A 24548-nucleotide genomic window follows, 5' to 3' on the forward strand; every position below is an offset into this window, starting at 1 on the left:
CACTTTTCCCATTCAAACCAAAGGTCTGGCACAGATGGACGCGATAATCCTCCAAATTCTCAATGGACTCGACAAGGGCTCCGCCTATGCGCTGATCGCATTGGGGCTGACGTTGATCTTTGGCACACTCGGTGTCGTGAACTTTGCCCATGGCGCATTGTTCATGATCGGCGCGTTCTGCGCGGTCACATTCAGCCGCCTTTTGTCGATGAGCTATACGGTCGTTGACGAAACGCAAAAGAACTTCCTCGGCCAACCGCTCGAAGTGCAGGTGCCTTACGTTTACGGCTGGTTCGGAGAAAGCGCAGGCAACACCATCATTGACTGGGCCGTGCCGCTGTCGATCCTGTTTGCAATCCCCGTGATGATCGGCATCGGCGTGATCATGGAACGCGGGTTGATCAAGCATTTCTACAAGCGCCCCCATGCGGACCAGATCCTTGTGACCTTTGGCCTTGCGATCGTGCTGCAAGAGATCATCAAATATTACTACGGTGCCAACCCGATCCCGACGCCCGCGCCCGAAGCGTTCCGCGGCTCGTTCGATTTCGGCGCTGCCTTCGGTATGGATCCGAATGTCATCATCTACCCCTATTGGCGTCTGGTCTATTTCGCCTTTGCAGCCGTGATTATCGGCGGGGTCTTTGCCTTCCTTCAGTTCACCACGTTCGGCATGGTGGTACGCGCAGGCATGGCAGACCGCGAGACGGTGCAACTGCTGGGCATCAACATCGACAAGCGGTTCACGCTGATGTTCGGACTGGCGGCGGCAGTCGCGGGACTGGCAGGTGTCATGTACACGCCCATCAACTCACCCAACTACCACATGGGCATGGATTTCCTTGTGCTGTCCTTTGTGGTGGTGGTCGTCGGCGGCATGGGCAGCTTGCCCGGTGCGGTGCTGGCGGGCTTCTTGCTGGGTATCCTCGAAAGCTTTGCCTCCATGCGTGAGGTTCTCGAGATACTCCCCGGAATCAACCAGATCATCATCTATCTGGTCGCAATCATCATCCTGCTCACCCGCCCCCGTGGCTTGATGGGCCGCAGAGGCGTGATGGAGGAATAATCATGCTTGGTCTCGATAAAAAACACCTACAGCTTTTGCTGCTCGTTGCCGCACTGACGATGCTGGCCCCCTTCATCCTCAACCCCTTCCCCGAAGGGTCCGGCATGGCGCAGTTCAACGCGGGCTATCCCGACCTGATGCAGCGTTTCGTGATCTTCGGCATCTTCGCCATCGGGTTTAACATCCTGTTCGGCCTCACGGGCTATCTCAGCTTTGGGCACGCGGCCTTTCTGGGTGTCGGTTCCTATGCGGCGATGTGGATGATGAAGCTGCTGACCATGAACGTGATCCCCGCCATTATCGTGGCGGTCATCGTGGCGGGATTGTTCTCTTTGCTGGTGGGGTGGATTTCGCTGCGCCGCTCGGGCATCTACTTTTCGATCCTGACGCTGGCCTTTGCCCAGATGTCCTATGCGCTGGCCTATTCGGTGCTGACCCCGATCACGGGCGGCGAAACCGGCCTGCAGCCCAAACTGCAAGACCCGCGCATCCTTGACGGCGCACTGGCCGAAGGCGCATCGCCCAAAGCCAACCTGTTCGGCCTCGATATGGGCGCAAGCATGGAATGGTCGCTGGGATCGTGGGTGTTCACCTTCAACGCGGGCTACTACGTGGCGGCCTTTGCGATGCTGGCAAGCTTTTACGTCGCCATCCGCATCTTCAACTCGCCCTTCGGCATGATGCTGCGTGCGATCAAATCCAACCAGCAGCGCCTGAACTACACGGGCCTCAACGCACGGCCCTATACACTCGCGGCCTTTGTCATCTCGGGCATGTATGCGGGTCTTGCGGGCGGCCTGATGGTCGCGATGGACACGCAGGTGGGCGCGGAACGCATGTTCTGGACGGCCAGCGGCGAGGTTGTTCTGATGACCATTCTTGGCGGTGCGGGCACACTGATCGGCCCCGTTCTGGGCGCTGGCATGATCAAGTACATGGAAAACATCATGTCCAAGATCAACTCGACCATCCTGCATGAATGGTTCGCCTTCCTGCCCGACGGGCTTGAGGACGTGCTGGTCACCATGGTCTATCCGTTCATCGGCAAGGGCTGGCACCTGACACTTGGCATCATCTTTATGCTGGTCGTGACCTTCTTGCCTGGTGGCCTCGTCGAAGGCGGCCAGCGCATCGCGGGCCTGTTCAAACGCAAAAAGCCCGGCACCGATACGGCCGACGGCAAAACCACACCCGCAGAATAAGGAACCTGACATATGGGTATTCTCGAAATCAGAAACGTGGGCAAACGGTTTGGCGGTCTTCAGGCGCTTGGCGACGTGAACCTCAGCGTGGCGGAAAATTCCTGCCACGCGATCATCGGGCCGAACGGCGCGGGCAAGTCCACCTTGCTTAACTGCCTTGTGGGCAAGCTGATCCCCGACACAGGGTCGGTGATGTTTGACGGTAAATCGGTGCTGGGGCGCAAGCCTTACGAGATTTGCCAGATGGGCATTTCCCGCGTGTTCCAGACACCGGAAATTTTTGGCGACCTGAGCGTGCTGGAAAACATGCTGATCCCGTGCTTTGCCAAGCGTGACGGGGCGTTCACCCCCAACGCGCTGGCCAATTTGCACAAGGATGCAGAGATGATGGACCGCGCCCAGCACATGCTGGAAGACATGAACATGGCCGACAAGCAGCACATGCACGCGGCCTCCATGTCGCGCGGCGACAAGCGCCGGCTTGAGATCGGCATGTGCCTGTCACAGGAACCCCGACTGTTGCTGCTGGACGAACCGACCGCCGGCATGGCGCGGGCCGACACCAACAACACCATCGACCTGCTCAAGCAGATCAAGGACGAACGGGACATCACCATCGCGATCATCGAACACGACATGCATGTGGTGTTTTCGCTGGCCGAACGGATTACGGTTTTGGCCCAAGGCACGCCGCTGGTCGAGGACACGCCGGAAAAGATCAAGGGCCATCCCAAAGTGCGCGAAGCCTATCTGGGCGAAACGCAGGACGCCGCCTGATCCGTCACATCACAGTAGGGCGCCGCATCCACGCGCCCTACCCCGCATCCAAGCGAGGATACAAACATGAACGTGAAACCCGACTTTTCCAAAGGCATCAACCACGCCCAGACCGCCCCCGCCTTTCTAAGCGTGTGGGACATGCACGCCTATTATGGCGAAAGCTATATCGTGCAGGGCATCAGCTTTAACGTGCACGAAGGCGAAATTCTTGCCCTTCTGGGACGTAACGGCGCGGGCAAGACTTCGACCCTGCGGTCGATCGCGCGCATCGGTGATCCACTGGTCACGCACGGCGAAATCTGGCTGGACCACAACCCGCTGCACAAGATGAGCAGCCATGAGGCCTCGCAAGCCGGTCTGGGCCTTGTCCCCGAAGACCGCCGCATCATCCCCGGCCTGACGGTCGAGGAAAACCTGAAACTGGCCCAGATCGCGCCGCCCATCGGCTGGTCGATCGAACGCCTTTACGACCTGTTCCCGCGCCTTGGCGAACGCCGCGCCCAAGAGGGTGTGACCCTGTCGGGCGGCGAACAGCAGATGCTGGCCATCGCCCGCGCCCTTGCCCGCGACATCAAGGTGCTGCTGCTCGACGAACCTTATGAGGGGCTTGCCCCCGTGATCGTGGACGAGATCGAAAAGACCCTGCGCATCATCAAGGAACAGGGGATCACCACCATCCTAGTGGAACAGAACGCCGTCCGCGCCCTGCAACTGGCCGACCGCGCCGTGATTTTGGACACGGGCGGCATCGTCTATGACGGGACCGCCGCCGAAGTGCTGGCCAACGCCGAATTGCGGGCCGAATACCTCGCCATCTGACGGCGTGGGCCTCGGGCCAGACAACCGATAGGTAAGGCGGGGCCGCTGTCCCGCCTTGCGCCTTTACCCCCCGTTTGCGCGTGGTTTTCCGCCACGTCAGCATGGATGCTTTCCTATATCAGCCATGCCCGTTATAAGCGGGTGGATATCTGACGGGTTTTCCTGCCGTCTATGCCAATCGGTTGAGGATAATAATGAGCAAAAACAATCATGACGCGGACGTTGCCTTTATTCAGGCACTGGCCGAATTGCTGCGTGAAAACGACCTGACAGAACTGCAGGTCAAGCGTGAATATGGCGAAGATGACAGCCTGAATGTGCGTGTCTCGCGCCATATGGGGCAACATGTGTCGGCGCAAATGGTCGCCGCCCCCGCCGCCGCGCCCGCCTTGGCTGCCCCTGCTGCGGCGGCTGCCGCACCGGCAGCGGCGCCTGCTGCGGCCTCTGATCCGTCCGACGATCCGGGCGTAGTGCCATCGCCCATGGTCGGCACGGTCTATATGCAGGCCGAACCGGGTGCGCCGTCCTTTATCAAGGTCGGCCAGTCGGTCGAAGAAGGCGACACATTGCTGATCGTCGAGGCGATGAAAACCATGAACCACATCCCTGCCCCACGTGCAGGCACCGTCAAACGAATCCTTGTCGATGACGGGGCGGCGGTCGAATTTGGCGCGCCTCTGGTCATCCTCGAATAAGGGCGACCTCATGTTCAAAAAAATCCTGATTGCCAACCGCGGAGAGATCGCCCTGCGCGTCATCCGTGCGGCACGCGAAATGGGCATCGCAACTGTTGCGGTGCACTCCACCGCCGATGCCGACGCCATGCATGTGCGTATGGCCGACGAATCTGTCTGTATCGGCCCGCCCTCCAGCGCGCAGTCCTACCTGTCTTTTCCGGCGCTGATCTCGGCCTGTGAAATCACCGGTGCCGAGGCGATCCACCCCGGCTACGGCTTTTTGTCCGAGAACGCGCAGTTCGTGCAGATCGTCGAAGATCACGACCTGACCTTTATCGGCCCCACAGCCGAACATATCCGCGTCATGGGTGACAAGATCACGGCCAAGGACACGATGAAGGCGCTTGGCGTGCCTTGCGTTCCTGGATCCGACGGCGGTGTCGCCACCTTGGCCGAGGCCAAGGCACTGGGGGCCGAGATGGGCTATCCCGTCATCATCAAGGCCACGGCCGGTGGTGGTGGGCGCGGCATGAAAGTCGCCCAGACCGAAGCGGACATGGAAAGCGCGTTCATGACCGCTCGTGCCGAAGGCAAGGCCGCGTTCGGCAACGACGAAGTCTATATCGAAAAGTACCTGACCACGCCGCGCCACATCGAAATTCAGGTGTTCGGCGATGGTAAAGGCCGCGCGGTACATCTGGGCGAACGTGACTGTTCGCTGCAACGCCGCCACCAAAAAGTGTTCGAGGAAGCCCCCGGCCCCTGCATCTCTGCCGAGGAACGGGCGAAAATCGGCAAGGTCTGTGCCGATGCGGTCGCCAAAATCAACTATATTGGCGCGGGCACCATCGAGTTCCTGTACGAAAAGGGCGAGTTCTTTTTCATCGAGATGAACACGCGCCTTCAGGTGGAACACCCTGTGACCGAGGCGATTTTCGACGTCGATCTGGTGCGCGAACAAATCCGCGTGGCAGCGGGCCTTGATATGTCGTTCACACAGGAAAATCTGGAAATCACCGGTCACGCGATCGAAGTGCGCCTGAACGCCGAGAAACTGCCGAACTTCTCGCCCTCGCCCGGGCGGATCACGCAGTACCACGCCCCGGGCGGGCTGGGCGTGCGGATGGATTCCGCGCTCTATGACGGCTATTCGATCCCGCCCTATTACGACAGCCTGATTGGCAAGCTGATCGTGCGCGGGCGCGACCGTGCCGAGGCGCTGGCCCGTCTGAACCGCGCCTTGGGTGAGTTGATCATCGACGGTGTGGACACAACCGTGCCGCTGTTCCACGAACTGCTGGCCGAGCAAGACATCCATACCGGTGACTACAACATCCACTGGCTGGAACACTGGCTGGAAACCCATATGCAGGGCTGACGCGGGTTGGCAATGGGCGGGCGCCTTGCGCCAGACCCTGCCCCGTGACCCGTGCTGCACAGCACCCATATCGACGCCGAACTGCGGTTCGGCGTCTTTTCCACTCAAGGCGCGGCTTTCCTCTGCATTCTGCGCCGTCTAGTATTGCCGCGACCCGCATGCCGGATGCGGCCCTAGCAAAGCGATACAGACACTGACCCTGACTCCCGAACTTTTGCTGCAAGGTTATGCGTCGGGGATCTTTCCGATGGCGGAATCCCGTGATGATCCCGATATCTTCTGGGTCGATCCACGGTTGCGCGGTGTTCTGCCCTTGGGCGGGTTCCACATGTCCCGTTCGCTTGCCAAAGCGATGCGCAAATCCCCGTGGGAGGTGCGGATCAACACCGACTTCGCAGGCGTGGTCGAGGGCTGCGCCGATCGGGCCGACACGTGGATCAACGCGGAAATCTACGGCCTTTACATGGACTTGCATCGCAACCGCCACGCCCATTCGGTCGAGGTGTGGGACGGCGCGGATCTGGTCGGCGGGGTGTACGGCGTGACCCTGCGCGGCGCGTTCTTTGGCGAAAGCATGTTCTCGCGCCGCACAAATGCGTCAAAAATGGCATTGGCGGCCTGCGTCGATCATCTGGCGCGCACGGGTTTTGTACTGTTCGATACGCAATTCCTGACCACCCATCTGGCCAGTCTGGGCGCCGTGGAGATCACCCGCAGTCAATATCACAAACAACTGGCCAACGCCCTCGCGCATGAGGGGCAGTTTCTAAGCGCGGCAGCGCCAACGCTTCAGGATGTGGTGCAACGGATGACCCACACGTCATAGCGCGGGTGTTCCATCGCGCTCAGCGCGGGGGCCGACGCAATCATCCAACCGGAAAACAAGACGCCTTCGCGGCCCGTTTCGGTGATCTGCAAGCCCGCGTAGGCGTTGCCCGAGGGGTTCCCGGCGGGATGGCGGCATTCGGTCAGGGTGATGTTCAAACGCTCGAACCGGACAGTGCTGCCCGCAGGCAGGGTGATGTCCACGACCTTGCCGCTGAACTTGTCCAGACCGCGCAACACGGCACCGGGTGCGTTCTCGGTCTTTTCCTGCGCAAACGCCGCCCCGCCAAGGGACAGGGCACAGGCCGCCACAGCCAGCAGGCGCGCAATCATTCCGACGATCCGCCCGATACGAATTTAAGCAGCAGTGAGATCAGGCTGACCGCGCCTTGAGTGTCGGTAATCTCATCGCCCGCCTCGAAATAGAATGGCGAACCACCCGGGACGATCTCGACGAAGTTGCCGCCCAGCAGCCCTTCGGAACTGATGATGATGGAACTGTCATCCGGCACCTGTGTCGCGGCACGCAGGCTGACCACCGTGTCGGCGCGGTAGGTGTCGGGGTTCAGGGACACGTCCGTCACGGTGCCAATCTTGACACCCGCAAGGCGCACATCGGTGCCCACATTGACCCCTTCGAGGCTGCGGAAACTGGCCGTCAGGGGATAGTTCGCGCCCCCGCCATTGCCCAAGCCCGCAACCTGCGCGCCATATATGGCAAAGCCGATGGCCGCGGCAAGCACAACGCCGCCAACCAGTACTTCAGAAGTGTTTTCCGCCATGAACGGTGGGCCTTATTCGGGCGACCAGGCTTCGTAATCGGCCCGATCCGCTGGTTTCCTGCGCCGGATCGAACCGGCGGGCGCATAGGCCATGGCCGTGCCTGTCAGGTTCGGCTGGTGCGGCTTTTCCCACGACTTGTGCACAAGCGGCCGGTCGGTGGGCGGCTCGTTCCATGTGCGGTGCAGCCATCCGTGCCATTCGGGATCAACGCGGCTTGCCTCAGGCTCGCCGTTGAAGATCACCCAGCGGCGCGCATCGTCCTGCGTTTTGTAGAACGTGTTACCCTGTGCATCCTCGCCCACCTTGACGCCTTTGCGCCATGTGAACAGTTGCGTGTTAAGGGTCTGGCCGTTCCACCATGTCACGGCGCGCAGCAGCGTATTCAGAATGCCCATGATTTGCCTCCAAGGGTTTGATCTTTCTATGCCGCATCAGCGCGCCGTCGTCCAGTGGACATGGGCGCGCTGGCCCCGTTTCAGGCGGGCAACAGCGCGGTCACTTCGATCTCGATCCGGTATTTCGGGTCAATCAGCGCGCAAGAGATCATCGTCGCCGCGGGCGGGTTGTCCCCGAAAGTTTCCGCAAGCACCGGCCAGCACGGTTCGAATTCCGCCGGATCGGGCAGCATATAGGTCACGCGCACAACGTCGGACCAGTCGGCACCGGCCTCTTTCAACGCGTTGTGGATGGTGCCAAGGGCATTGCGGCACTGGACAACAACCGTGTCCCCCTGCCCCACGGTGCCCGCCACATGCACCCAACCGCCTGCTACAACAGCGCGGCAATAACCGATCTTGGCTTCGAACTCTCCGCCCGAAGAAATGCGTTTGATCATCGGATCTGGCCCTTTCGGCAAAAAGGCGGACATAATGCCCGCCTTCGATATTACTTTGTCTTGTTCAGTACTTAGCCTGCGGTTGCCGGTTCTTTCTCGGCATCTGCGTGGATCATCAAAGGTGCCGCGTCCGAGGTCACTGCCTCTTCGTTCACGACGACTTCGGTCACCGAATCCAGCCCTGGCAATTCGAACATGGTGTCCAGCAGGATGTCTTCGAGGATCGAGCGGAGACCCCGTGCACCGGTTTTACGTTCGATGGCCCGCTTGGCGATGGCCGACAGCGCGTCATCGGTAAAGGTCAGCACCGTGTCCTCAAGCTCGAACAGGCGTTGGTACTGTTTAACCAGCGCGTTCTTGGGCTGGGTCAGGATGGTGACCAGCGCGTCCTCGTCCAGATCTTCCAGTGTGGCGAGAACCGGCAGACGGCCGACAAATTCGGGGATCAGACCGAACTTCAACAGGTCTTCGGGTTCCAGATCGGTAAAAATCTCGCCCACGCCGCGGGAATCGTTGTCACGCACATCGGCACCAAAGCCCATGGCGGACCCTTTGCCGCGCTGCGCGATGATCTTGTCGAGGCCCGCAAAGGCACCGCCACAGATGAACAGAATGTTGGTCGTGTCCACTTGCAGGAATTCCTGCTGCGGATGCTTGCGCCCGCCTTGTGGGGGCACGGACGCGACGGTCCCTTCCATCAGCTTCAGCAGGGCCTGCTGCACGCCCTCGCCCGATACGTCGCGGGTGATAGACGGGTTTTCGGACTTGCGGGTAATCTTGTCGACCTCGTCGATATAGACGATGCCGCGCTGTGCGCGCTCGACATTGTATTCCGAACTTTGCAGCAGCTTCAGAATGATGTTTTCAACGTCTTCACCGACATAGCCCGCCTCGGTCAGGGTGGTCGCATCGGCCATGGTGAACGGCACATCCAGAATCCGCGCAAGCGTCTGGGCCAGCAGCGTCTTGCCGCAACCGGTCGGGCCGATCAGCAGGATGTTGGATTTCGCCAGTTCGATATCCCCACCCTTCTGGGCGTGGTTCAGGCGTTTGTAGTGGTTGTGTACGGCCACGGACAACACGCGTTTCGCGGTCGCCTGACCGATCACATAATCATCCAGAACACCACAGATGTCGCGCGGCGTCGGTACGCCTTCGGTCGACTTCAGCCCGCTGGCTTTTGTCTCTTCGCGAATGATGTCCATGCACAGCTCGACGCATTCGTCACAGATGAACACGGTCGGTCCCGCGATCAGCTTGCGCACCTCGTGCTGGCTCTTGCCGCAAAAGCTGCAATAGAGCGTATTCTTGCTGTCGCTGCCTGTATTTGTCGCCATTTTGCGTCCTTCCCGGCAGATGCCGCAGTCTTGTGGTCCGCGATCCAGTCGCGCGTCCCCCGCTCGTCCATCAGCTTAGGTCAGCGAAGCGGGGTCCACAATCGTCTTTTTGCCTTGATGCGGGCCTGTTCCCTGCATCAATTGACCGCATGCCCACGGATCATCCGCAGGCATGCGAACTGCTTACTTGCTGTCGTCGTCTTTGGGGCGGTTCTCGACGATTTCGTCGATATGGCCCCATTCTTTTGCTTCTTCGGGGGACATCCACGAATCGCGATCCAGCGCCTTTTGCACCGTCTCGTAATCCTGACCCGAATGTTTGACATACATCTGGTACAGACGTTCGCGTGTGCGTTCGATGTGACGGGCCGAGATCAGAATGTCGGTCGCCATGCCGCGCGCGCCGCCAGAGGGCTGGTGCACCATCACTTCGGCATTGGGCAGCGCGAAACGCATGCCAGGCTCGCCACCGATGGCGATAACCGACCCCATCGACGCCGCCATGCCGCAGATCAGCGTGGACACTTTGGGTTTGATGTATTGCATCGTGTCGTAGATCGCCAAACCGGCCGTCACCTCACCACCGGGCGAGTTGACATACATGCTGATTTCCTTGGACGGGTTTTCCGCCTCAAGGTGCAGCAACTGGGCGACGATCAGATGGCTCATTCCGCTGTGGATCGGGCCGTTGATGAAAATGATCCGCTCTTTCAGCAGCCGCGAGAAAATATCATAGGCACGTTCGCCCCGACTGGTCTGTTCAACAACCATTGGAACGAGGTTGTTGGTGAAGTTCGCATATTGGTCGATAGGGTCGCGCATGTGTTCCTGCCTCGTCAAAGATTTGCGGATTTTGCCCGCAAAAGAGATTTGCGAGACCATACCCGCAAACTAGTTACCTGAGTCTTAGTATCGGCTCCCACGGGCTGCAAGGGCACGAGGTCGCTTGAAGTGTCATTCGCGCCCTCTACTTGAGGTTCATGTCAGACAGTTTGACCCGTTTTCCACCGACCCGAGCCGCCGCTTTGGCGCGTCTGGACCGCTTTGCGCCCCGCGCAGGGCGTGATTATGCGACGCGGCGCAATTACGATCTGGGCAGGGACGCTCACGATGCCGTGTCCGGCCTGTCGCCCTATTTGCGGGCACGGCTGCTGACCGAGGACGAAGTGCTGCAAGCAGTGCTGGATCACCACGCCCCCGCAGCGGCGGAAAAGTTCATTCAGGAAGTGTTCTGGCGGACCTATTGGAAGGGCTGGCTTGAAATGCGCCCCGGTATCTGGACGCAGTACCGCCGCGCCCTTGGCCACGCGCTCGACAATGTGCAAACGCAATCCGGCCTGCGCCAACGGTGGGAGGCCGCCTGCACCGGCAGCACCGGCATCGACTGCTTTGACGCTTGGGCAAATGAACTGGTCGAGACCGGTTATCTGCACAATCATGCACGTATGTGGTTCGCCTCGATCTGGATATTCACGCTGAACCTGCCATGGGCCCTTGGGGCGGATTTCTTTTTGCGGCATCTGCTGGACGGCGATCCGGCAAGCAATACGCTTAGTTGGCGGTGGGTGGCGGGCATCCAGACGCAGGGCAAGACCTACCTCGCGCGCCCCTCGAACATCCGCGATTTCACCGAAGGGCGGTTCGCGCCCGAAGGTCTGGCCGACATGGCCGTGCCGCTGGACGCCCCGCCCGCACCCGTGCGCAGCGCCGTGCCGGACAGCGACAGTGTCGCTCCGACAGCACGCACAGGTCTGATCCTGCATGACGACGACCTCAGCCCCGATTTCATTCTGGATGCGGGCATTGCGCCCATCGCAACCGCCGTGATCACAACCCGTGCGGCCTTGTCACCTCTTACGGTGGCCCCGCATGTCACGGCCTTTGCCCGCAGCGCGGCGCATGACACGGTCAAGCGCTATGCCGGTCATCTTGGTATGGTCGAGGATGTTCCCGCCACCGCGCAGGATCTGGCGAACTGGGCCAACCGCGAAGGGCTGGACCAGATCGTGACAGCCTATGCGCCGACAGGTCCGATACGGGAATTATTAAACGAAGTGAACGCGTTGTCCGGATCAGTTAAAGTGAAACAGATTAGGCGCGATTACGATACCCGCGCATGGCCCCATGCGACGCATGGATTTTTCCGGTTCAAGGATAAAATCCCGACACTTCTGGGGCACATACGCGGGCTGGAAGTTCCAAAGTAGTTTTACTTCAGACACTTGGACAGCGACGCTGCCATATTGCGCAACACTTGCGGATACAGGTCCGCGCCCGGTGTCAGTGTTGCGCCGAGGGGGTCAACCACGCCAAGACGCACCTCGCCCAATGCGTTCAGGATGCCATCGTTGAACTGCGGCTCGCTCAGCGCGCAGACCGCATTCAGCGACGCGATTTCCAATTGCAGATCGGCCACGCGCGCAGCACTTGGCGCCGCTGCGTCGGTGGGTGAAACTGCGCCTACGGCTTCGATATCAAAGCGGTGTTCGAAGTAGTGGTAGGCATCGTGAAAGACGATGAAAGGACTCCCTTTCACGGGGTCAAGTTCCGCTTGAAGTTCCGCAACCAAACCCTTGATTTCAATTCCAAAAGAGGCTGCGTTTGCGCGATAGGTGTTGGCATTGTCGGCATCGAATTTCGACAGCGTATCCGCGATGACGCCCGCCCAGATGACAGCGTTGTCGGGGCTTAGCCATGCGTGCGGATCAATCGGTCCTGCGGCGTGGTCGTCGTGGTCTTCGTGGACGTGTTCGTCATGGTCTTCGTGCGCGTGCCCTTCCTCATGGTCGTGCGCGTCGTCATGCCCATGCTCTTCTTCATGTCCATGTTCTTCGTGTTCATGCTCACCTTCGTGCCCATGCTCCTCGGCGTGCTCATGCTCGCCCTCGTGCGCATCGTGGTCATGTTCATCCTCATGCGCCTCGTCACCATGTTCGCCATCGTGGTCATGGTCGTGCGGTGCAAATGTCGCCCCTTCTCGAACGTGCAGCAATTCGGTATCGGGATGCGCCAGCAAATCAACTGTCACTGCATTACCGGCAAGGCTGGCCATCGGGCCGGACATCCATTGCCCCAGCTTCGGCCCCATCCAGAACACCACATCCGCCTGCTCAAGCGCGCGGGCCTCGGATGGGCGCATGCTGTAGCCGTGCGGCGAGGCTCCGGGGGCAACGATCAGGTCGGGCTGGCCAAGGTCGCCCATCACCGCCGACACGATCGAATGCAGCGGCGCGATGTCCACGGCCACCTTCGGCACCTCGGCCGCAGCGCCCTGCGCCACACAGATCAATACGCTTGTTGTTCTCAGCATTTTGCCATTCCTTCGACTGCAACTGTTGATTCCCTTGAATTTTGTTATGGTATAACATATCATTTACGCAACCCCTCACCGACCGGAGACCGCATTTCATGACTGCCCTAGGCTTCACCGCCCACGACCACGCCCGCTGTGTCAGCAGCACCATGGCGCGGGCCGAAGCGCACTGCGTTGAAAACAAACTGAAGTTCACGCCGATCCGGCGGCGGGCACTGGAGATTCTGTTGCAGGAACACCGTGCCCTCGGGGCCTATGACCTGCTGGCGGTACTGGCCAAGGATGGGCTGGGCACAGCCCCGCCTGTCGCCTATCGCGCGCTTGATTTCCTGACGTCGGCAGGGTTCGCGCACAAGATCGAAGGGCTGAACGCCTATATCGCCTGCGCCCATCTGGGCGGCGATCACGCGCCTGCCTTCCTTATCTGCACCTCGTGCAAATCCGTGGCCGAGGCCGAAACCGACGCCACCCATGGCCGTCTGGGCGAGGCCGCGCGCGCCACGGGTTTCGCCATCTCGCACACGGTGATCGAGGCCTTGGGCCTATGCCCCAACTGTCAGGACAGCCTATGCGCCTGATCACGGCAACGAACCTGACACTGCAACATGCGGGCAAGACGGTGATGCGCGATGTGGACATGCATATTGACCGCGGAGAGATTGTCACCCTCGTCGGCCCGAACGGATCCGGAAAATCAACACTTATCAAAGGATTGATCGGCGCACTTAAACCATCCAGTGGATCGGTGAACGTGGTGCGCGGGCTGCGCATCGGCTATGTGCCGCAAAGCCTGCACATGGACGGGTTGCTGCCGCTGACCGTCACACGTTTTCTGTGCCTGCCGCACCGCCACAGCAGCGATGCGATGGCCCGCGCATTGGAAGAAGCAGGCGTGCCGGACCTCGGCAATGCACAGATGCGCGCCCTCTCCGGTGGTCAGTTCCAGCGGGTTCTTTTGGCGCGCGCATTGTTGATGGAGCCTGACCTGCTGATCCTTGACGAGGCGACGCAGGGCCTCGACCAGCCGGGGGCGGCGGATTTCTATCGCAAGATCGCCCATGTGCGCCGTGCGCTCAATTGTGCTGTGCTGATGGTCAGCCACGATTTGCACGTGGTCATGGCAGCGTCGGACCGTGTGCTGTGCCTCAACGGGCATGTGTGCTGCGAAGGGACGCCCGATGTGGTGCAGGATGCGCCCGAATACCGCGCCCTGTTCGGCACCGGCACCAACGGGGCCTTTGCGCTTTATCGCCATGAGCACGACCACCATCATGGCCACGACCACGATCATGATCACCACCACCATACTCACGACCACGACAAAGCGAACGGGGCAGACCATGACCATACTTGACGATTTCATGGTCCGCGCCGGATTGGCGGGGATCGGCACGGCCCTCGCGGCGGCGCCTTTGGGCTGTTTTGTCGTCTGGCGGCGCATGGCCTATTTCGGGGATGCGACCGCGCACGCGGCCTTGCTGGGTGTGGCGCTGTCGCTTGCCTTTGAGGGGCCGGTGATGGTCGGTGTGCTGGCCACGGCGATGGTCATGGCGGTGCTGGTCCAAGGGCTGTCGGGCCGCGGGCTGGCCGAGGATACTTTGCTGGGCGTGCTGTCCCATGCCGCCCTTGCCATCGGGCTGGTGGCGGTATCGCTGCTTTCCGGTGTGCGGGTGGACCTGATGGGATACCTGTTCGGCGACATCCTTGCGGTGACAAAGTTCGACCTTGTGCTGATATGGTCCGGTGCGGCGGCGGTCATCGCCCTTCTGGGGTGGCGCTGGCAGCGCCTGCTGACCGCAACGCTGAACCCCGACCTTGCGCAATCAAGCGGGATCTCCCCCCGTGCCGAGCAACTGGTGCTGACCGTCGCGCTGGCGGTAACGGTCGCGGTGGCGATCAAGGCCGTTGGCGCACTGCTGATCGGGGCGTTGCTGATCATACCGCCTGCTGCCGCCCGCCCCTTGTCCCGCACGCCCGAGGCGATGGCCCTGATCACCGCCGCCGTCGGTAGCCTTGCCGCTGTGGCCGGATTGGGCGTGTCCTATCACGTGGACACGCCAACGGGGCCAACGATTGTCTGCGTTGCGGGGGCGTTGTTCTGTCTGACCGCTGTGCTGGCGCGGGTGGGTTTGCGCCGTCAGGGCTGACAGCAAAGCGTTGCACGGGGACGCGCGCGCTTATACCCCTGTGTCATTGGATGACGAAAACACGATTGGTCCCGCCCGTGACAGCGCCCGCGCATATCCTGTTGATGACCTATGGCACGCGCGGCGATATCGAGCCGTTTATCGCCCTCGCCCTCGGGCTAAAGGGGCGCGGCCATCGGGTCACCATCGCCTCGGCTGAACGCTATGGCGATTGGGTCAAAGGGTTCGGTATCGGTTTTACGCCGCTTACCAACCGGTCTATCGACCTGTTCCAGTCGCCCGAGATGCGGGTGCTGATGGAACACCCCGTCTGGCATCTGCGCAAACGGCGCGCCGCCAACCAGCGGCTGATGGCACTGTCCCAAGGCATGTTTCAGGCTGTCGCCGACGATTGTCTGCGCGCCTTTGACGACAGCGCGCCCGATTTGGTGGTTTATCACCCCAAACTGTCGGTGGTACCCCACATCGCCGAGGCGCGCGGCGTGCCTGTGATGATGACGCTGTTGCAGCCGATGCTGGTGCCGACGCGGGATTTTGCGCCGATATCGGTGCCGCACCTGCCCCTGCCCGGCTGGAACCGCTTTTCCTATCGGCTGGTCGATCTGGCCTACGGGTTCCTGCGCAAGCGGGTGAATGCGTTTCGCACCAGCTCACTGCACCTTGATCCGGTTCGTGGCAGACGGGCCGTGATGTTCCCGCCACGGCTTGAACCGATGCCAGTGCTGCACGCGATCAGTGGCGCGGTTCTGCCCCGCCCCGATGACTGGCCCGAGCACGCCCATATGACCGGTTTCTGGCAGATGCCGCAGGGTGGAGAGGTTTTCGAGCCTTCGGAGGAACTACTGGCCTTCCTCGCCGCCGGACCGCCGCCTGTCTATATCGGCTTCGGCTCCATGATGGCGAGCGATCCGGCAGAACTGAGCCGGATTGTGACCGACGCCTTGCGGCAGGTCGGCATGCGCGGGGTGATCGGCGCGGGTTGGGCAGGCCTTGACGCGATGCAGGGCGGCGACCTGATCACCGTGCCAGCGATGCCCCATGGCTGGCTGTTCCCGCAGATGGCCGCGATTGTGCACCATGGTGGCGCAGGCACCACGGCGCAGGCCATGGCCGCAGGGGTACCGAGCGTGATTTGCCCCTTCTTCGGGGATCAGCCGTTCTGGGCCAAACGCGCGCAACGGCTGGGCGTGGGCACAGCACCCGTGGCGCGCACGGGGCTGACGGCAGACAAGCTTGCCCATGCAATCCGGCAGGCGGTCAGCGACAAGACTATGCAGGAAAACGCCCGTGCTTTGGGAAAGGCCATGCGGCCGGAAGATGGTGTGGCAACGGCGTCAGACGCGATCGAAGCGCATCTGGCCGCGTGGGCCAAGGGCGCCTAACCGCAGACCGTCAGAATGTTGGTGGCGTACAGGCGCTGATCACGCGGCATTCCGCACCACTGACATTGCGGAAACGGTGGGGTTGCGCGCTTTCGAACAGGTATCCGTCGCCCGCACGCAGCACGCGCACCTGATCGCCCACCGTCACCTCGATCTCGCCCGAGATCACAACGCCCGCCTCTTCACCCTGATGGGTCATCATCCCCGGCCCTGTGTCAGCCCCAGCGGGATAGGTTTCGTCCAGCACCTGAAGGCTGTGACGCGTCGCATTGCCTAACTGGCGCAGCGACAGGGACGCGGGGTGGTTTTGCGGCGCGACCTCGACGAATTCATCCGCCGTATAGAACACCTTGTCCTCGTCGCTTTGTTCGAGCGTGGCAAAGAACTCGGCCACGCTGATCGGGATCGCATCCAGCAGGCTTTTGAGCGACGCAATCGACGGGCTCGTCTTGTTCTGTTCGATCAAAGAGACCGTTCCGTTCGTCAGCCCCGCACGGGACGCCAACTCTCGTTGAGACAGTCCATGTGCCTTGCGAAGGGCCTGAAGTTTTTTTCCGATGTCCAAAAACTCGGCTCCTGACGGGTCGGTATCTCAACAAGCCTCAGCGGCTAAGCCACGGATGAGTGGAACAAATCTGACAAAAACGCAATGCTTAAGGGGTACGTTTCGCCCTTAAAAACAACGCTAAAAAGCAGTTGACAGTTTTATTAAACGGATTATTGAGAATTTTAAACGCACCCGTTACGCGACTCGATTTCTCGTCTTCCTCAAAGGGTTTTTATCCATGGCATCGACACCTAAAAACAAGCAAGCCAAAAGCGCGCCCAAGCGCAAGCAAACCGCGAGCGCGCGCGCCAAGACATCGGCCAAGACGACGGCAGAGACCAAGCCGATCATGTCCGTTGTGCCCGACACCGTGGCCGCGACACCGATCAAGACGAACGCCACGCTGGTGGCCCGTCGCGAAGCGGCTGTGGCACGCGGCGTTGCCTCGGCGGCCCCTGTCTTTGCCGAGCACGCGGAGAACGCCGAACTCTGGGACGTCGAAGGCAACCGCTATATCGACTTTGCGGGCGGCATCGCGGTTCTGAACACCGGCCATCGTCACCCCAAAGTGGTCGCCGCCGCCAAGGCGCAGGAAGACCACTATACGCACACCAGCTTTCAGGTTGTCCCCTACGAGCCCTATGTCGCGCTGGCCGAAAAGCTGAACGCACTGGCCCCCGGTGACGCGCCCAAGAAATCGCTGCTGGTCACCACAGGTGCCGAAGCGGTGGAAAACGCCGTCAAGATCGCGCGCGCCGCAACTGGTCGCCCCGGTGTGATCGCCTTTACCGGCGGCTATCACGGCCGCACGCTGCTGACGCTGGGCATGACCGGCAAGGTCAGCCCCTACAAGAAAGACGTGGGCCCGTTCCCGTCCGACATCTTCCGCGCACCGTTCCCGAATGCGCGTGACGGCATCACGGTGCAGGACGCACTGACCGGCCTGCAAAACCTGTTCCTGACCGATGCGCAGCCCGAGCGTGTGGCGGCGATCATCATTGAACCCGTCTTGGGCGAAGGCGGCTATACGCCGGTGCCGTTCGAGATGATGCGTGCCCTGCGCGAAATCTGCGACACCCATGGCATCCTGCTGATCGCGGACGAAATTCAGGCGGGCTTTGGCCGGACCGGCACATGGTTCGCAGTGGAACATTCCGGCGTTGTGCCTGACCTGATCACCGTGGCGAAATCCATGGCGGGCGGCTATCCGATTGCCGGTGTGATCGGACGCGCCGACGTGATGGACGCGGTCATTCCGGGCGGTCTGGGCGGCACTTATGGCGGCAACCCTGTTGCCTGCGCCGCTGCCCTCGCCGCGATCGAGGCGATCGAGGAAGAAGGCCTGCTCGCACGCTCCACCGCGTTGGGCGAAACCTTCCGCGCGCGCTTTGCCGAAATCGGCGCACGCACGGCCCCCTACCGCATGTGGGACATCCGCGGCCTTGGTGCGATGCTGGCGGTCGAGTTCGTCACCGATTTCGAAAGCGCGGCACCGGACGCGGCCCTGACCAAATCGGTCGTGGCCCATGCCCTGAAACGCGGCCTGATCCTGCTGGCCTGCGGCATGCACGGCAACGCGCTGCGCATCATGGTACCGCTTACCGCGTCGGATGAAATCATCGAAGAAGGCCTTGCCATTTTCGAGGCCGCACTGGCCGATGCGATGGCCGAACAGCGCTAAGCGCGGCACGGTTCAGACAGTTTAAAAAGGGCGGGCTTCGGTCCGCCCTTTTTCGTTTTTAGTGCTAGGTAAACGGCGCATTTCAGGCGTAAAATGCGCAATAGTGCAAAGGCCTGTCCGACCTGTTTTGCGCGCGCCTGCGCGGGCGCCTGACGCTGTGCTGTTGCGGCACCTTCGGATGATCCTTCCTAATGAATAAAATAAGCAGCTTAGTTTAACCGTTTGAAAATCAACGGTTGCGCTATGTCGGGAATCAGGCTGAACTGACAGTTGAGTCTGCTGTTGGATTATTTAAGAACCGTTTCTTTTTCAGATGAATTTCTGGCGGTTCGTCGTTTCCCAAAAGCGATCCAACTCTGACATCCCGCCTCAGACAGGCGGAGCGTCAAAAACAAAAACGGGAGAAAGCTATGAAGTTTTTTAAACATCTTGCCGTCGCTGGTGCGCTGCTTGCCGGGTCGCATGCGACCGCGCAGGAGCAGTTCATCACCATCGGCACAGGGGGCCAGACCGGCGTCTATTTCGTGGTCGGTCAGTCGATCTGCCGTCTGGTGAACCGTGGCACCGCCGAACACAACCTCAAGTGCACAGCGCCGTCCACAGGCGGGTCCATCGCGAACATCAACGCGATTCAGGCCGGTGACATGGACATGGGTGTCGCCCAATCCGACTGGCAGTATCACGCCTATAACGGCACGTCCGAATTCGAAGGCAACAAGTTCGACAAGGAACGGGCGGTATTCTCGGTCCACGGCGAACCCTTCACCGTGATTGCCCGCGCAGATGCAGGCATTTCGACCTTCGAAGACCTCAAGGGCAAGCGCGTGAACATCGGCAACCCCGGTTCCGGCCAATATGCGACCATGCAGGTCGTCATGGACGCACTGGGTTGGACAATGGATGACTTTGCGCTGGCGTCCGAGTTGAAACCAGCCGAGCAAGCCGCCGCACTGGGTGACAACAAGGTCGATGCGATCATCTACACCGTCGGTCACCCCAACGGTTCGATCCAAGAAGCGGTATCGACAGTGGACGCGGTAATGATCCCCGTCACCGGCCCAGAGATCGACAAACTGATCGCGGACAACCCCTACTACGCGTCGGCCACCATTCCCGGCGGCATGTATGAAGGTTCCCCCGAGGACACCACAACATTCGGTGTAAAGGCGACCTTTGTGACCTCTGCCGATGTGGGTGATGACGTGGTTTATCAAGTGGTTAAGGCTGTCTTTGACAACTTCGACCGCTTCAAGCGTTTGCACCCCGCCTTCGAGAACCTGAAGGAAGAGGAAATGATCAAGGACGGTCTGTCCGCGCCTCTGCACCCCGGTGCCGAGAAATACTACAAAGAGCGCGGCTGGATGTAATCCACGCGGCTTTTGCCTCGACATGCGGTGCGGCGGGCCTGATCCCGCCGCACGGCCACCAACGCTCAAAAGTGCCTGAAAACGGGCCGCAGGGGGACTAAGATGTCGGACAATCCAAACCAGCAACACGCAGCAGCCGTCGAGAACGCGGCCGCAGGTCACGCCGGACTGTCACAGGCCGAACTGGACGAACTTGTCGCCTCCTCTGACACGGGCGGGCGCGGCGCGAAAGGCGCGGTTGGCCTGTTCCTGACCTGTGTGGCGCTGGCATGGTCCCTGTTCCAGTTGTGGATCGCATCGCCCATCCCCTTCATGGTCGGTTGGGGTGTCTTTAACGACACCGAAAGCCGGTCGATCCATCTGGCCTTTGCCATCTTTCTAGCCTTTGCAGCCTTTCCGGCGGCACGAACGAAATTCCAGCTTGGGCTGGGGGTAATTGTCCCCGTTGTCCTTGCCTTTCTCTTTATGACCAGCGCCAAGGACGGCACCGCCACATGGTGGATTCCGATTATCGCGGCTGTGCTGGTTGGCACGATCCTGCTCGGCTCTCCCAAGAACCGCGTGCCGGTCTGGGAATGGGCGCTGGCCATCGTGGGCGCGCTCGCCGCGCTGTATCTCTTTGTCTATTACCGCGATATCTCGGGCCGTGTCGGCGCGCCGATCATGCAGGACTATGTAGTCGCTGTGATCGGTCTGATGCTGCTGCTTGAGGCCACGCGCCGCGCCTTGGGCCCTGCGCTGATGATCGTGGCGTCTGTCTTCCTCGTTTACACAGTGCTGGGGCCGTATATGCCCAGCATCATCGCCCACAAGGGCAACAGCCTTTCCGAGATCGTGAACCACCAGTGGATCACCACCGAAGGGGTGTTCGGCATCGCCCTTGGCGTTTCGACCGGCTTTGTGTTCCTGTTCGTGCTGTTCGGATCGCTTCTGGATCGTGCGGGCGCGGGCAACTACTTCATTCAGGTCGCGTTCAGCCTGATGGGCCATATGAAGGGCGGCCCCGCTAAGGCGGCGGTTGTGTCCTCGGCCATGACAGGGCTGATATCCGGCTCGTCCATTGCGAACGTGGTGACCACCGGCACCTTCACCATTCCGCTGATGAAAAAAGTCGGCTTCAACTCCGAAAAGGCGGGCGCGGTCGAAGTGGCGAGTTCCGTCAACGGCCAGATCATGCCCCCCGTTATGGGCGCGGCGGCCTTCCTGATGGTCGAGTATGTGGGCATCCCCTATTTCGACGTGGTCAAGCACGCCTTCCTGCCTGCCGTGATCTCTTACATCGCGCTGGTCTATATCGTGCACCTTGAGGCGCTGAAGGCCGGTATGCAGGGCCTGCCACGGGCCTACACGCCCAAGCCCATCGTACAACGGCTTGTCGGCATCGCCTTTACCGTTGCGGTGATCTGTGCGCTGTCCTTTGCGGTGTACTACGGCATGGGCTGGATCCGCCCTGCCTTCCCGCAGACGGCTGGCTACATCATCTTTGTCTTCCTGACGCTGGTTTATATCGGGCTGCTGTATGTTGCCTCGAAAGAGGAACCGCTCGAGCTTGATGACCCGAACGCGCCCGTCACCTCCCTGCCCTTGCCAGGTCCGACAATCCGGTCCGGTCTGCACTTCATCCTGCCGGTTGTCGTGCTGGTATGGGCGCTGATGGTGGACCGCCTGTCGCCCGGCCTCTCGGCCTTCTGGGCGACGGCCTATATGGTGTTCATCCTTGTCACGCAGCGCCCGCTAATGGCGATGATGCGCGGCGAAGGGCGCATGGCGCAGGCGATCAAGCAAGGGGCCACCGATCTGGTGGACGGGCTGGAAACCGGCGCGCGCAACATGATCGGCATCGGCATCGCCACGGCGACTGCTGGCATCATCGTCGGCGCGGTCAGCCAGACCGGCGTTGGTTCGGCACTTGCGGATGTGGTCGAAGTGCTGTCAGGCGGCAATATCCTTGCCATCCTGTTGCTGACGGCGGTGCTGTCGCTGATCCTTGGCATGGGCTTGCCCACCACGGCGAACTATATCGTGGTCTCGGCGCTGCTTGCCCCTGTCATCGTAACGCTGGGCCAGCAGAACGGGCTGATCGTGCCGCTGATCGCCGTGCACCTGTTCGTGTTCTACTTCGGCATCATGGCCGATGTGACCCCGCCTGTTGGGCTGGCGAGCTTTGCTGCGGCGGCGGTATCGGGTGGTGATCCGATCAAGACCGGTGTGGTTGCGTTCTTCTACAGCCTGCGCACTGCGGCCCTGCCCTTCCTGTTCATCTTCAACACCGAATTGCTGCTGATCGACGTAACATGGGTGCAAGGCATCTTCGTCTTCATTGTGGCGACCATAGCGATGCTGTTGTTCGCGGCGGCGACGCAGGGCTGGTTCCTTGCGCGCAACCGGTTCTACGAGACCATCGCGCTGTTGCTGATCGCCTTTACCCTGTTCCGGCCCGGCTTCTGGATGGACATGGTATCGCCCCCCTATACCGAGGAAAATCCGGTCGAGATTGCAGATGCGGCCCTAGCCACACCTGTGGGCGAGGAACTGCGCCTGCGCGTGGCGGGCCTGAACGATCTGGGTGATCCGGTCGAATTCGTGGCCATTGTCGAAATCGAGGAAGGTGCCACCGGCGAAGAGCGTTTGGAAAATGCAGGCCTGATGTTCCGCAATGACGGCGACAAGCTGATCATCGACGACGTGGCCTTTGGCAGCGCGGCGGCGGATGCGGGACTGGACTGGGATCAGGAAGTGCTGCGCGTGCTGCGCCCCGTGAGCCAGCCCAGCAAGTACCTGATGTTCATCCCTGCGCTTTTGCTGCTGGGCGGGATCGTGATGCTGCAACGGGGTCGGACCGCGCGCGCCAGCCGCCGCACGGCAACCACCTGAGAAAAGGAGAGAGAAAGAGATGTTCAACACTGTTCTACTCACCGTCGATCTGAACGCCGAGGCGTCGTGGAAAAAGGCCCTGCCCCAAGCCATCGAACTGGTCCGCGCCTCGCACGGAATCCTGCACATCATGACCGTGGTGCCTGATGTGGGCTCGGAAATGGTCGAAGGGTTCTTCCCTCCGGATTTCGAACACAAGGCGCTTGAGGCGGCGGCCAAGGGCATGGACCAGCTGGTACAGGCCGAAGTCCCTGCCGAGATCGAGGTGCAGCAGCATCTTGCCTATGGCAATATCCATGACCGCGTTCTTGCCACGATCAAGGAAACCAAATGCGATCTGGTCGTTATGGCATCGCATCAACCGGACCGCATCCGCGAGTTCCTTGTCGGGTCCAATGCGGACCGTGTGGTGCGTCGATCCCCTGTTTCCGTTCTGGTCGTAAGGGCGTAAGGGATGCGCAAAGCAGTCGGCATAAGCGCCCATAACGGGCTGCCCTGCGTGCACGGAGACGAGACCTAGATGACCCCATTCGCAATTGCAGGCGTACAGATGTACGTCAACGCCCTTCAACCCAACGTCGATGGCATGATGCATCGCCTGGACGTCCTGATGGCGCGGTTCCCATGGACCCAGATGGTGCTGTTCAGCGAACTGGCGCCGTTCGGTCCGCTTGAGAAGTTCAAGCTGCCGCAGGAAAATGACGTGATCAACCGGTTCTGCGAAGCCGCGCGCCGTCACAAGATCTGGCTGATCCCCGGGTCGATGTTCCTGACCCATCCCGAGGATGGTCTGGTCTATAACACCTCGCTGGTGATCGACCCCGATGGCAATGTGATCCGCCGCTATGCCAAGATGTTCCCCTTCCTGCCTTACGAGGCGGGTGTGGCTGCGGGCAGTGATTTCTGCGTGTTCGACGTGCCAGAGGTGGGCCGGTTCGGTCTGTCGATCTGCTATGACATGTGGTTCCCCGAAACCACGCGCCAGTTGACCTCCCAAGGGGTCGAGGTGCTGTTGCACCCTGTCCTGACGGGCACCACGGACCGCGACGCGGAACTGGCGATCGCACGCGCCACAGCGGCGCAATTCCAATGCTATGTGATCGACGTGAACGGGCTGGGGTCCGGCGGGGTTGGCAAATCCTGCGTGGTCGATCCCACATCGCTGGTGCTGCACCAGTCGGCGGGCCAAGAGGACATGTTCCCCATCGAGGTCGACCTCGACATGGTACGCCGCCAGCGCGAAACCGGCATGAAAGGCCTTGGTCAGGTGCTGAAAAGCTTCCGCGACCGGTCGGTTGATTTCTCTGTCTATGACCGCACCAGCGGCACGGACGACTTCCTCAAGACGCTCGGACCGCTTGAGGTGCCACAACAAGGATCGCGGGCAGGTCTGCATACGGACGTGCCCGCCTCTATCGAAGAGGAACGCGACGCCTATGCCACCGATCTGGGGCATGGCGCGTCGCCGTTCAAAGGCAAGACGACAGTCAGCTGAGAAGCGGCGGAGGACCGGCCGCAACGGCCGGTCCCTCAAT

General features: G+C 60.9%; 25 protein-coding genes. 17 read left to right on the forward strand and 8 right to left on the reverse strand.

Features of this window, described 5'->3' with window-relative positions; genetic code table 11:
• Positions 1-34 precede the first annotated feature (34 nt).
• From AC6GQJ_RS04255 to aat, 7 genes are all read left to right on the forward strand, one after another.
• The gene (locus AC6GQJ_RS04255; RefSeq protein ID WP_500772097.1) at positions 35-1066 is read left to right on the forward strand and encodes a branched-chain amino acid ABC transporter permease; all 1032 of its coding nucleotides are present in this window, start codon (positions 35-37) and stop codon (positions 1064-1066) included.
• Between the two features lie 2 nt (positions 1067-1068).
• Positions 1069-2268, forward strand: coding sequence for a branched-chain amino acid ABC transporter permease (locus AC6GQJ_RS04260; protein ID WP_500772099.1), 1200 nt, complete (start codon positions 1069-1071; stop codon positions 2266-2268).
• Positions 2269-2280: 12 nt separating this feature from the next.
• Positions 2281-3045, forward strand: a complete 765-nt coding sequence (locus AC6GQJ_RS04265) for an ABC transporter ATP-binding protein (protein ID WP_500772101.1) — start codon at positions 2281-2283, stop codon at positions 3043-3045.
• A 66-nt stretch (positions 3046-3111) separates the two neighbouring features.
• The gene (locus tag AC6GQJ_RS04270) at positions 3112-3867 is read left to right on the forward strand and encodes an ABC transporter ATP-binding protein (protein ID WP_500772103.1); all 756 of its coding nucleotides are present in this window, start codon (positions 3112-3114) and stop codon (positions 3865-3867) included.
• A 194-nt stretch (positions 3868-4061) separates the two neighbouring features.
• Positions 4062-4562 (forward strand): acetyl-CoA carboxylase biotin carboxyl carrier protein, encoded by a 501-nt coding sequence (gene accB, locus AC6GQJ_RS04275; RefSeq protein WP_500772105.1) that lies wholly within the window; start codon positions 4062-4064, stop codon positions 4560-4562.
• Between the two features lie 10 nt (positions 4563-4572).
• Complete coding sequence (gene accC / locus AC6GQJ_RS04280) at positions 4573-5922, forward strand: acetyl-CoA carboxylase biotin carboxylase subunit (RefSeq protein WP_500772107.1); 1350 nt, start codon at positions 4573-4575, stop codon at positions 5920-5922.
• A gap of 193 nt (positions 5923-6115) precedes the next feature.
• On the forward strand, positions 6116-6748 hold the full coding sequence (gene aat, locus AC6GQJ_RS04285; RefSeq protein WP_500773807.1) for a leucyl/phenylalanyl-tRNA--protein transferase: 633 nt from the start codon (positions 6116-6118) through the stop codon (positions 6746-6748).
• Here aat and AC6GQJ_RS04290 read toward each other — a convergent pair.
• The 6 genes from AC6GQJ_RS04290 to AC6GQJ_RS04315 all read right to left on the reverse strand — a co-directional run bounded on the left by AC6GQJ_RS04290 (position 6712) and on the right by AC6GQJ_RS04315 (position 10524).
• Positions 6712-7080 carry a DUF2155 domain-containing protein gene (locus AC6GQJ_RS04290; protein WP_500772109.1) on the reverse strand — a complete coding sequence of 123 codons (369 nt, stop codon included), beginning with the start codon at positions 7078-7080 and terminating at the stop codon, positions 6712-6714. The two genes, aat and AC6GQJ_RS04290, sit on opposite strands and share 37 nt — an antisense overlap.
• The gene (gene mlaD, locus AC6GQJ_RS04295) at positions 7077-7529 is read right to left on the reverse strand and encodes an outer membrane lipid asymmetry maintenance protein MlaD (RefSeq protein ID WP_500772111.1); all 453 of its coding nucleotides are present in this window, start codon (positions 7527-7529) and stop codon (positions 7077-7079) included. The genes AC6GQJ_RS04290 and mlaD overlap by 4 nt, the downstream gene beginning before the upstream one ends.
• Before the next feature lie 12 nt (positions 7530-7541).
• Positions 7542-7925: an NADH:ubiquinone oxidoreductase subunit NDUFA12 gene (locus AC6GQJ_RS04300; RefSeq protein WP_500772113.1), complete on the reverse strand. Its 384-nt coding sequence runs from the start codon at positions 7923-7925 to the stop codon at positions 7542-7544.
• Between the two features lie 80 nt (positions 7926-8005).
• Positions 8006-8365 (reverse strand): RidA family protein, encoded by a 360-nt coding sequence (locus AC6GQJ_RS04305; RefSeq protein ID WP_500772115.1) that lies wholly within the window; start codon positions 8363-8365, stop codon positions 8006-8008.
• A 71-nt stretch (positions 8366-8436) separates the two neighbouring features.
• Positions 8437-9702: an ATP-dependent Clp protease ATP-binding subunit ClpX gene (clpX, locus tag AC6GQJ_RS04310; protein WP_500772117.1), complete on the reverse strand. Its 1266-nt coding sequence runs from the start codon at positions 9700-9702 to the stop codon at positions 8437-8439.
• A 183-nt stretch (positions 9703-9885) separates the two neighbouring features.
• Positions 9886-10524 (reverse strand): ATP-dependent Clp protease proteolytic subunit, encoded by a 639-nt coding sequence (locus AC6GQJ_RS04315; RefSeq protein ID WP_500772119.1) that lies wholly within the window; start codon positions 10522-10524, stop codon positions 9886-9888.
• A gap of 158 nt (positions 10525-10682) precedes the next feature.
• Here AC6GQJ_RS04315 and AC6GQJ_RS04320 point away from each other — a divergent pair, with 158 nt between their 5' ends.
• Positions 10683-11909, forward strand: coding sequence for an FAD-binding domain-containing protein (locus tag AC6GQJ_RS04320; protein WP_500772121.1), 1227 nt, complete (start codon positions 10683-10685; stop codon positions 11907-11909).
• A 2-nt stretch (positions 11910-11911) separates the two neighbouring features.
• Here AC6GQJ_RS04320 and AC6GQJ_RS04325 read toward each other — a convergent pair whose 3' ends face one another.
• A complete protein-coding gene (locus tag AC6GQJ_RS04325; protein ID WP_500772123.1) occupies positions 11912-13012 on the reverse strand; it encodes a zinc ABC transporter substrate-binding protein in 1101 nt (366 codons plus the stop codon).
• A gap of 98 nt (positions 13013-13110) precedes the next feature.
• Here AC6GQJ_RS04325 and AC6GQJ_RS04330 point away from each other — a divergent pair, with 98 nt between their 5' ends.
• The 4 genes from AC6GQJ_RS04330 (at position 13111) to AC6GQJ_RS04345 (ending at position 16544) form a co-directional block, all read left to right on the forward strand.
• A complete protein-coding gene (locus tag AC6GQJ_RS04330; RefSeq protein WP_500772125.1) occupies positions 13111-13593 on the forward strand; it encodes a transcriptional repressor in 483 nt (160 codons plus the stop codon).
• Positions 13584-14369: a metal ABC transporter ATP-binding protein gene (locus tag AC6GQJ_RS04335; protein WP_500772127.1), complete on the forward strand. Its 786-nt coding sequence runs from the start codon at positions 13584-13586 to the stop codon at positions 14367-14369. Before AC6GQJ_RS04330 ends, AC6GQJ_RS04335 begins: the two co-directional genes overlap by 10 nt.
• Positions 14362-15162 (forward strand): metal ABC transporter permease, encoded by an 801-nt coding sequence (locus tag AC6GQJ_RS04340; protein ID WP_500773809.1) that lies wholly within the window; start codon positions 14362-14364, stop codon positions 15160-15162. Before AC6GQJ_RS04335 ends, AC6GQJ_RS04340 begins: the two co-directional genes overlap by 8 nt.
• 77 nt (positions 15163-15239) lie before the next feature.
• A complete protein-coding gene (locus AC6GQJ_RS04345; protein ID WP_500772129.1) occupies positions 15240-16544 on the forward strand; it encodes a glycosyltransferase in 1305 nt (434 codons plus the stop codon).
• Positions 16545-16554: 10 nt separating this feature from the next.
• Here AC6GQJ_RS04345 and AC6GQJ_RS04350 read toward each other — a convergent pair whose 3' ends face one another.
• Positions 16555-17109 carry a cupin domain-containing protein gene (locus tag AC6GQJ_RS04350; RefSeq protein ID WP_500772131.1) on the reverse strand — a complete coding sequence of 185 codons (555 nt, stop codon included), beginning with the start codon at positions 17107-17109 and terminating at the stop codon, positions 16555-16557.
• Positions 17110-17329: 220 nt separating this feature from the next.
• Between AC6GQJ_RS04350 and gabT the strand changes: the two genes are divergently transcribed.
• The 5 genes from gabT (at position 17330) to AC6GQJ_RS04375 (ending at position 24508) form a co-directional block, all read left to right on the forward strand.
• Complete coding sequence (gabT, locus tag AC6GQJ_RS04355) at positions 17330-18772, forward strand: 4-aminobutyrate--2-oxoglutarate transaminase (protein WP_500772133.1); 1443 nt, start codon at positions 17330-17332, stop codon at positions 18770-18772.
• 410 nt (positions 18773-19182) lie between these two features.
• A complete protein-coding gene (locus AC6GQJ_RS04360) occupies positions 19183-20139 on the forward strand; it encodes a TAXI family TRAP transporter solute-binding subunit (RefSeq protein ID WP_500772135.1) in 957 nt (318 codons plus the stop codon).
• A 102-nt stretch (positions 20140-20241) separates the two neighbouring features.
• Positions 20242-23013 carry a TRAP transporter permease gene (locus tag AC6GQJ_RS04365; protein WP_500772137.1) on the forward strand — a complete coding sequence of 924 codons (2772 nt, stop codon included), beginning with the start codon at positions 20242-20244 and terminating at the stop codon, positions 23011-23013.
• A 19-nt stretch (positions 23014-23032) separates the two neighbouring features.
• On the forward strand, positions 23033-23464 hold the full coding sequence (locus tag AC6GQJ_RS04370; protein ID WP_500772139.1) for a universal stress protein: 432 nt from the start codon (positions 23033-23035) through the stop codon (positions 23462-23464).
• A 69-nt stretch (positions 23465-23533) separates the two neighbouring features.
• On the forward strand, positions 23534-24508 hold the full coding sequence (locus AC6GQJ_RS04375; RefSeq protein WP_500772141.1) for a carbon-nitrogen hydrolase family protein: 975 nt from the start codon (positions 23534-23536) through the stop codon (positions 24506-24508).
• Positions 24509-24548 lie beyond the last annotated feature (40 nt).

This window comes from Tateyamaria sp. 7Alg 36, from assembly GCF_059882455.1.

What these genes read in the sequence shown, in the direction of transcription:
- AC6GQJ_RS04365 (WP_500772137.1), top strand. Translation starts at nt 20,242, where the DNA reads ATGTCGGACAATCCAAACCAGCAACACGCAGCAGCCGTCGAGAACGCG.
- clpX (WP_500772117.1), bottom strand. Translation starts at nt 9,702, where the DNA reads ATGGCGACAAATACAGGCAGCGACAGCAAGAATACGCTCTATTGCAGC.
- AC6GQJ_RS04300 (WP_500772113.1), bottom strand. Translation starts at nt 7,925, where the DNA reads ATGGGCATTCTGAATACGCTGCTGCGCGCCGTGACATGGTGGAACGGC.
- AC6GQJ_RS04290 (WP_500772109.1), bottom strand. Translation starts at nt 7,080, where the DNA reads ATGATTGCGCGCCTGCTGGCTGTGGCGGCCTGTGCCCTGTCCCTTGGC.
- mlaD (WP_500772111.1), bottom strand. Translation starts at nt 7,529, where the DNA reads ATGGCGGAAAACACTTCTGAAGTACTGGTTGGCGGCGTTGTGCTTGCC.
- AC6GQJ_RS04305 (WP_500772115.1), bottom strand. Translation starts at nt 8,365, where the DNA reads ATGATCAAACGCATTTCTTCGGGCGGAGAGTTCGAAGCCAAGATCGGT.
- AC6GQJ_RS04370 (WP_500772139.1), top strand. Translation starts at nt 23,033, where the DNA reads ATGTTCAACACTGTTCTACTCACCGTCGATCTGAACGCCGAGGCGTCG.
- AC6GQJ_RS04260 (WP_500772099.1), top strand. Translation starts at nt 1,069, where the DNA reads ATGCTTGGTCTCGATAAAAAACACCTACAGCTTTTGCTGCTCGTTGCC.
- AC6GQJ_RS04335 (WP_500772127.1), top strand. Translation starts at nt 13,584, where the DNA reads ATGCGCCTGATCACGGCAACGAACCTGACACTGCAACATGCGGGCAAG.
- AC6GQJ_RS04270 (WP_500772103.1), top strand. Translation starts at nt 3,112, where the DNA reads ATGAACGTGAAACCCGACTTTTCCAAAGGCATCAACCACGCCCAGACC.
- accC (WP_500772107.1), top strand. Translation starts at nt 4,573, where the DNA reads ATGTTCAAAAAAATCCTGATTGCCAACCGCGGAGAGATCGCCCTGCGC.
- gabT (WP_500772133.1), top strand. Translation starts at nt 17,330, where the DNA reads ATGGCATCGACACCTAAAAACAAGCAAGCCAAAAGCGCGCCCAAGCGC.
- AC6GQJ_RS04360 (WP_500772135.1), top strand. Translation starts at nt 19,183, where the DNA reads ATGAAGTTTTTTAAACATCTTGCCGTCGCTGGTGCGCTGCTTGCCGGG.
- AC6GQJ_RS04315 (WP_500772119.1), bottom strand. Translation starts at nt 10,524, where the DNA reads ATGCGCGACCCTATCGACCAATATGCGAACTTCACCAACAACCTCGTT.
- AC6GQJ_RS04265 (WP_500772101.1), top strand. Translation starts at nt 2,281, where the DNA reads ATGGGTATTCTCGAAATCAGAAACGTGGGCAAACGGTTTGGCGGTCTT.
- AC6GQJ_RS04330 (WP_500772125.1), top strand. Translation starts at nt 13,111, where the DNA reads ATGACTGCCCTAGGCTTCACCGCCCACGACCACGCCCGCTGTGTCAGC.
- accB (WP_500772105.1), top strand. Translation starts at nt 4,062, where the DNA reads ATGAGCAAAAACAATCATGACGCGGACGTTGCCTTTATTCAGGCACTG.
- AC6GQJ_RS04325 (WP_500772123.1), bottom strand. Translation starts at nt 13,012, where the DNA reads ATGCTGAGAACAACAAGCGTATTGATCTGTGTGGCGCAGGGCGCTGCG.
- AC6GQJ_RS04320 (WP_500772121.1), top strand. Translation starts at nt 10,683, where the DNA reads ATGTCAGACAGTTTGACCCGTTTTCCACCGACCCGAGCCGCCGCTTTG.
- AC6GQJ_RS04375 (WP_500772141.1), top strand. Translation starts at nt 23,534, where the DNA reads ATGACCCCATTCGCAATTGCAGGCGTACAGATGTACGTCAACGCCCTT.
- AC6GQJ_RS04255 (WP_500772097.1), top strand. Translation starts at nt 35, where the DNA reads ATGGACGCGATAATCCTCCAAATTCTCAATGGACTCGACAAGGGCTCC.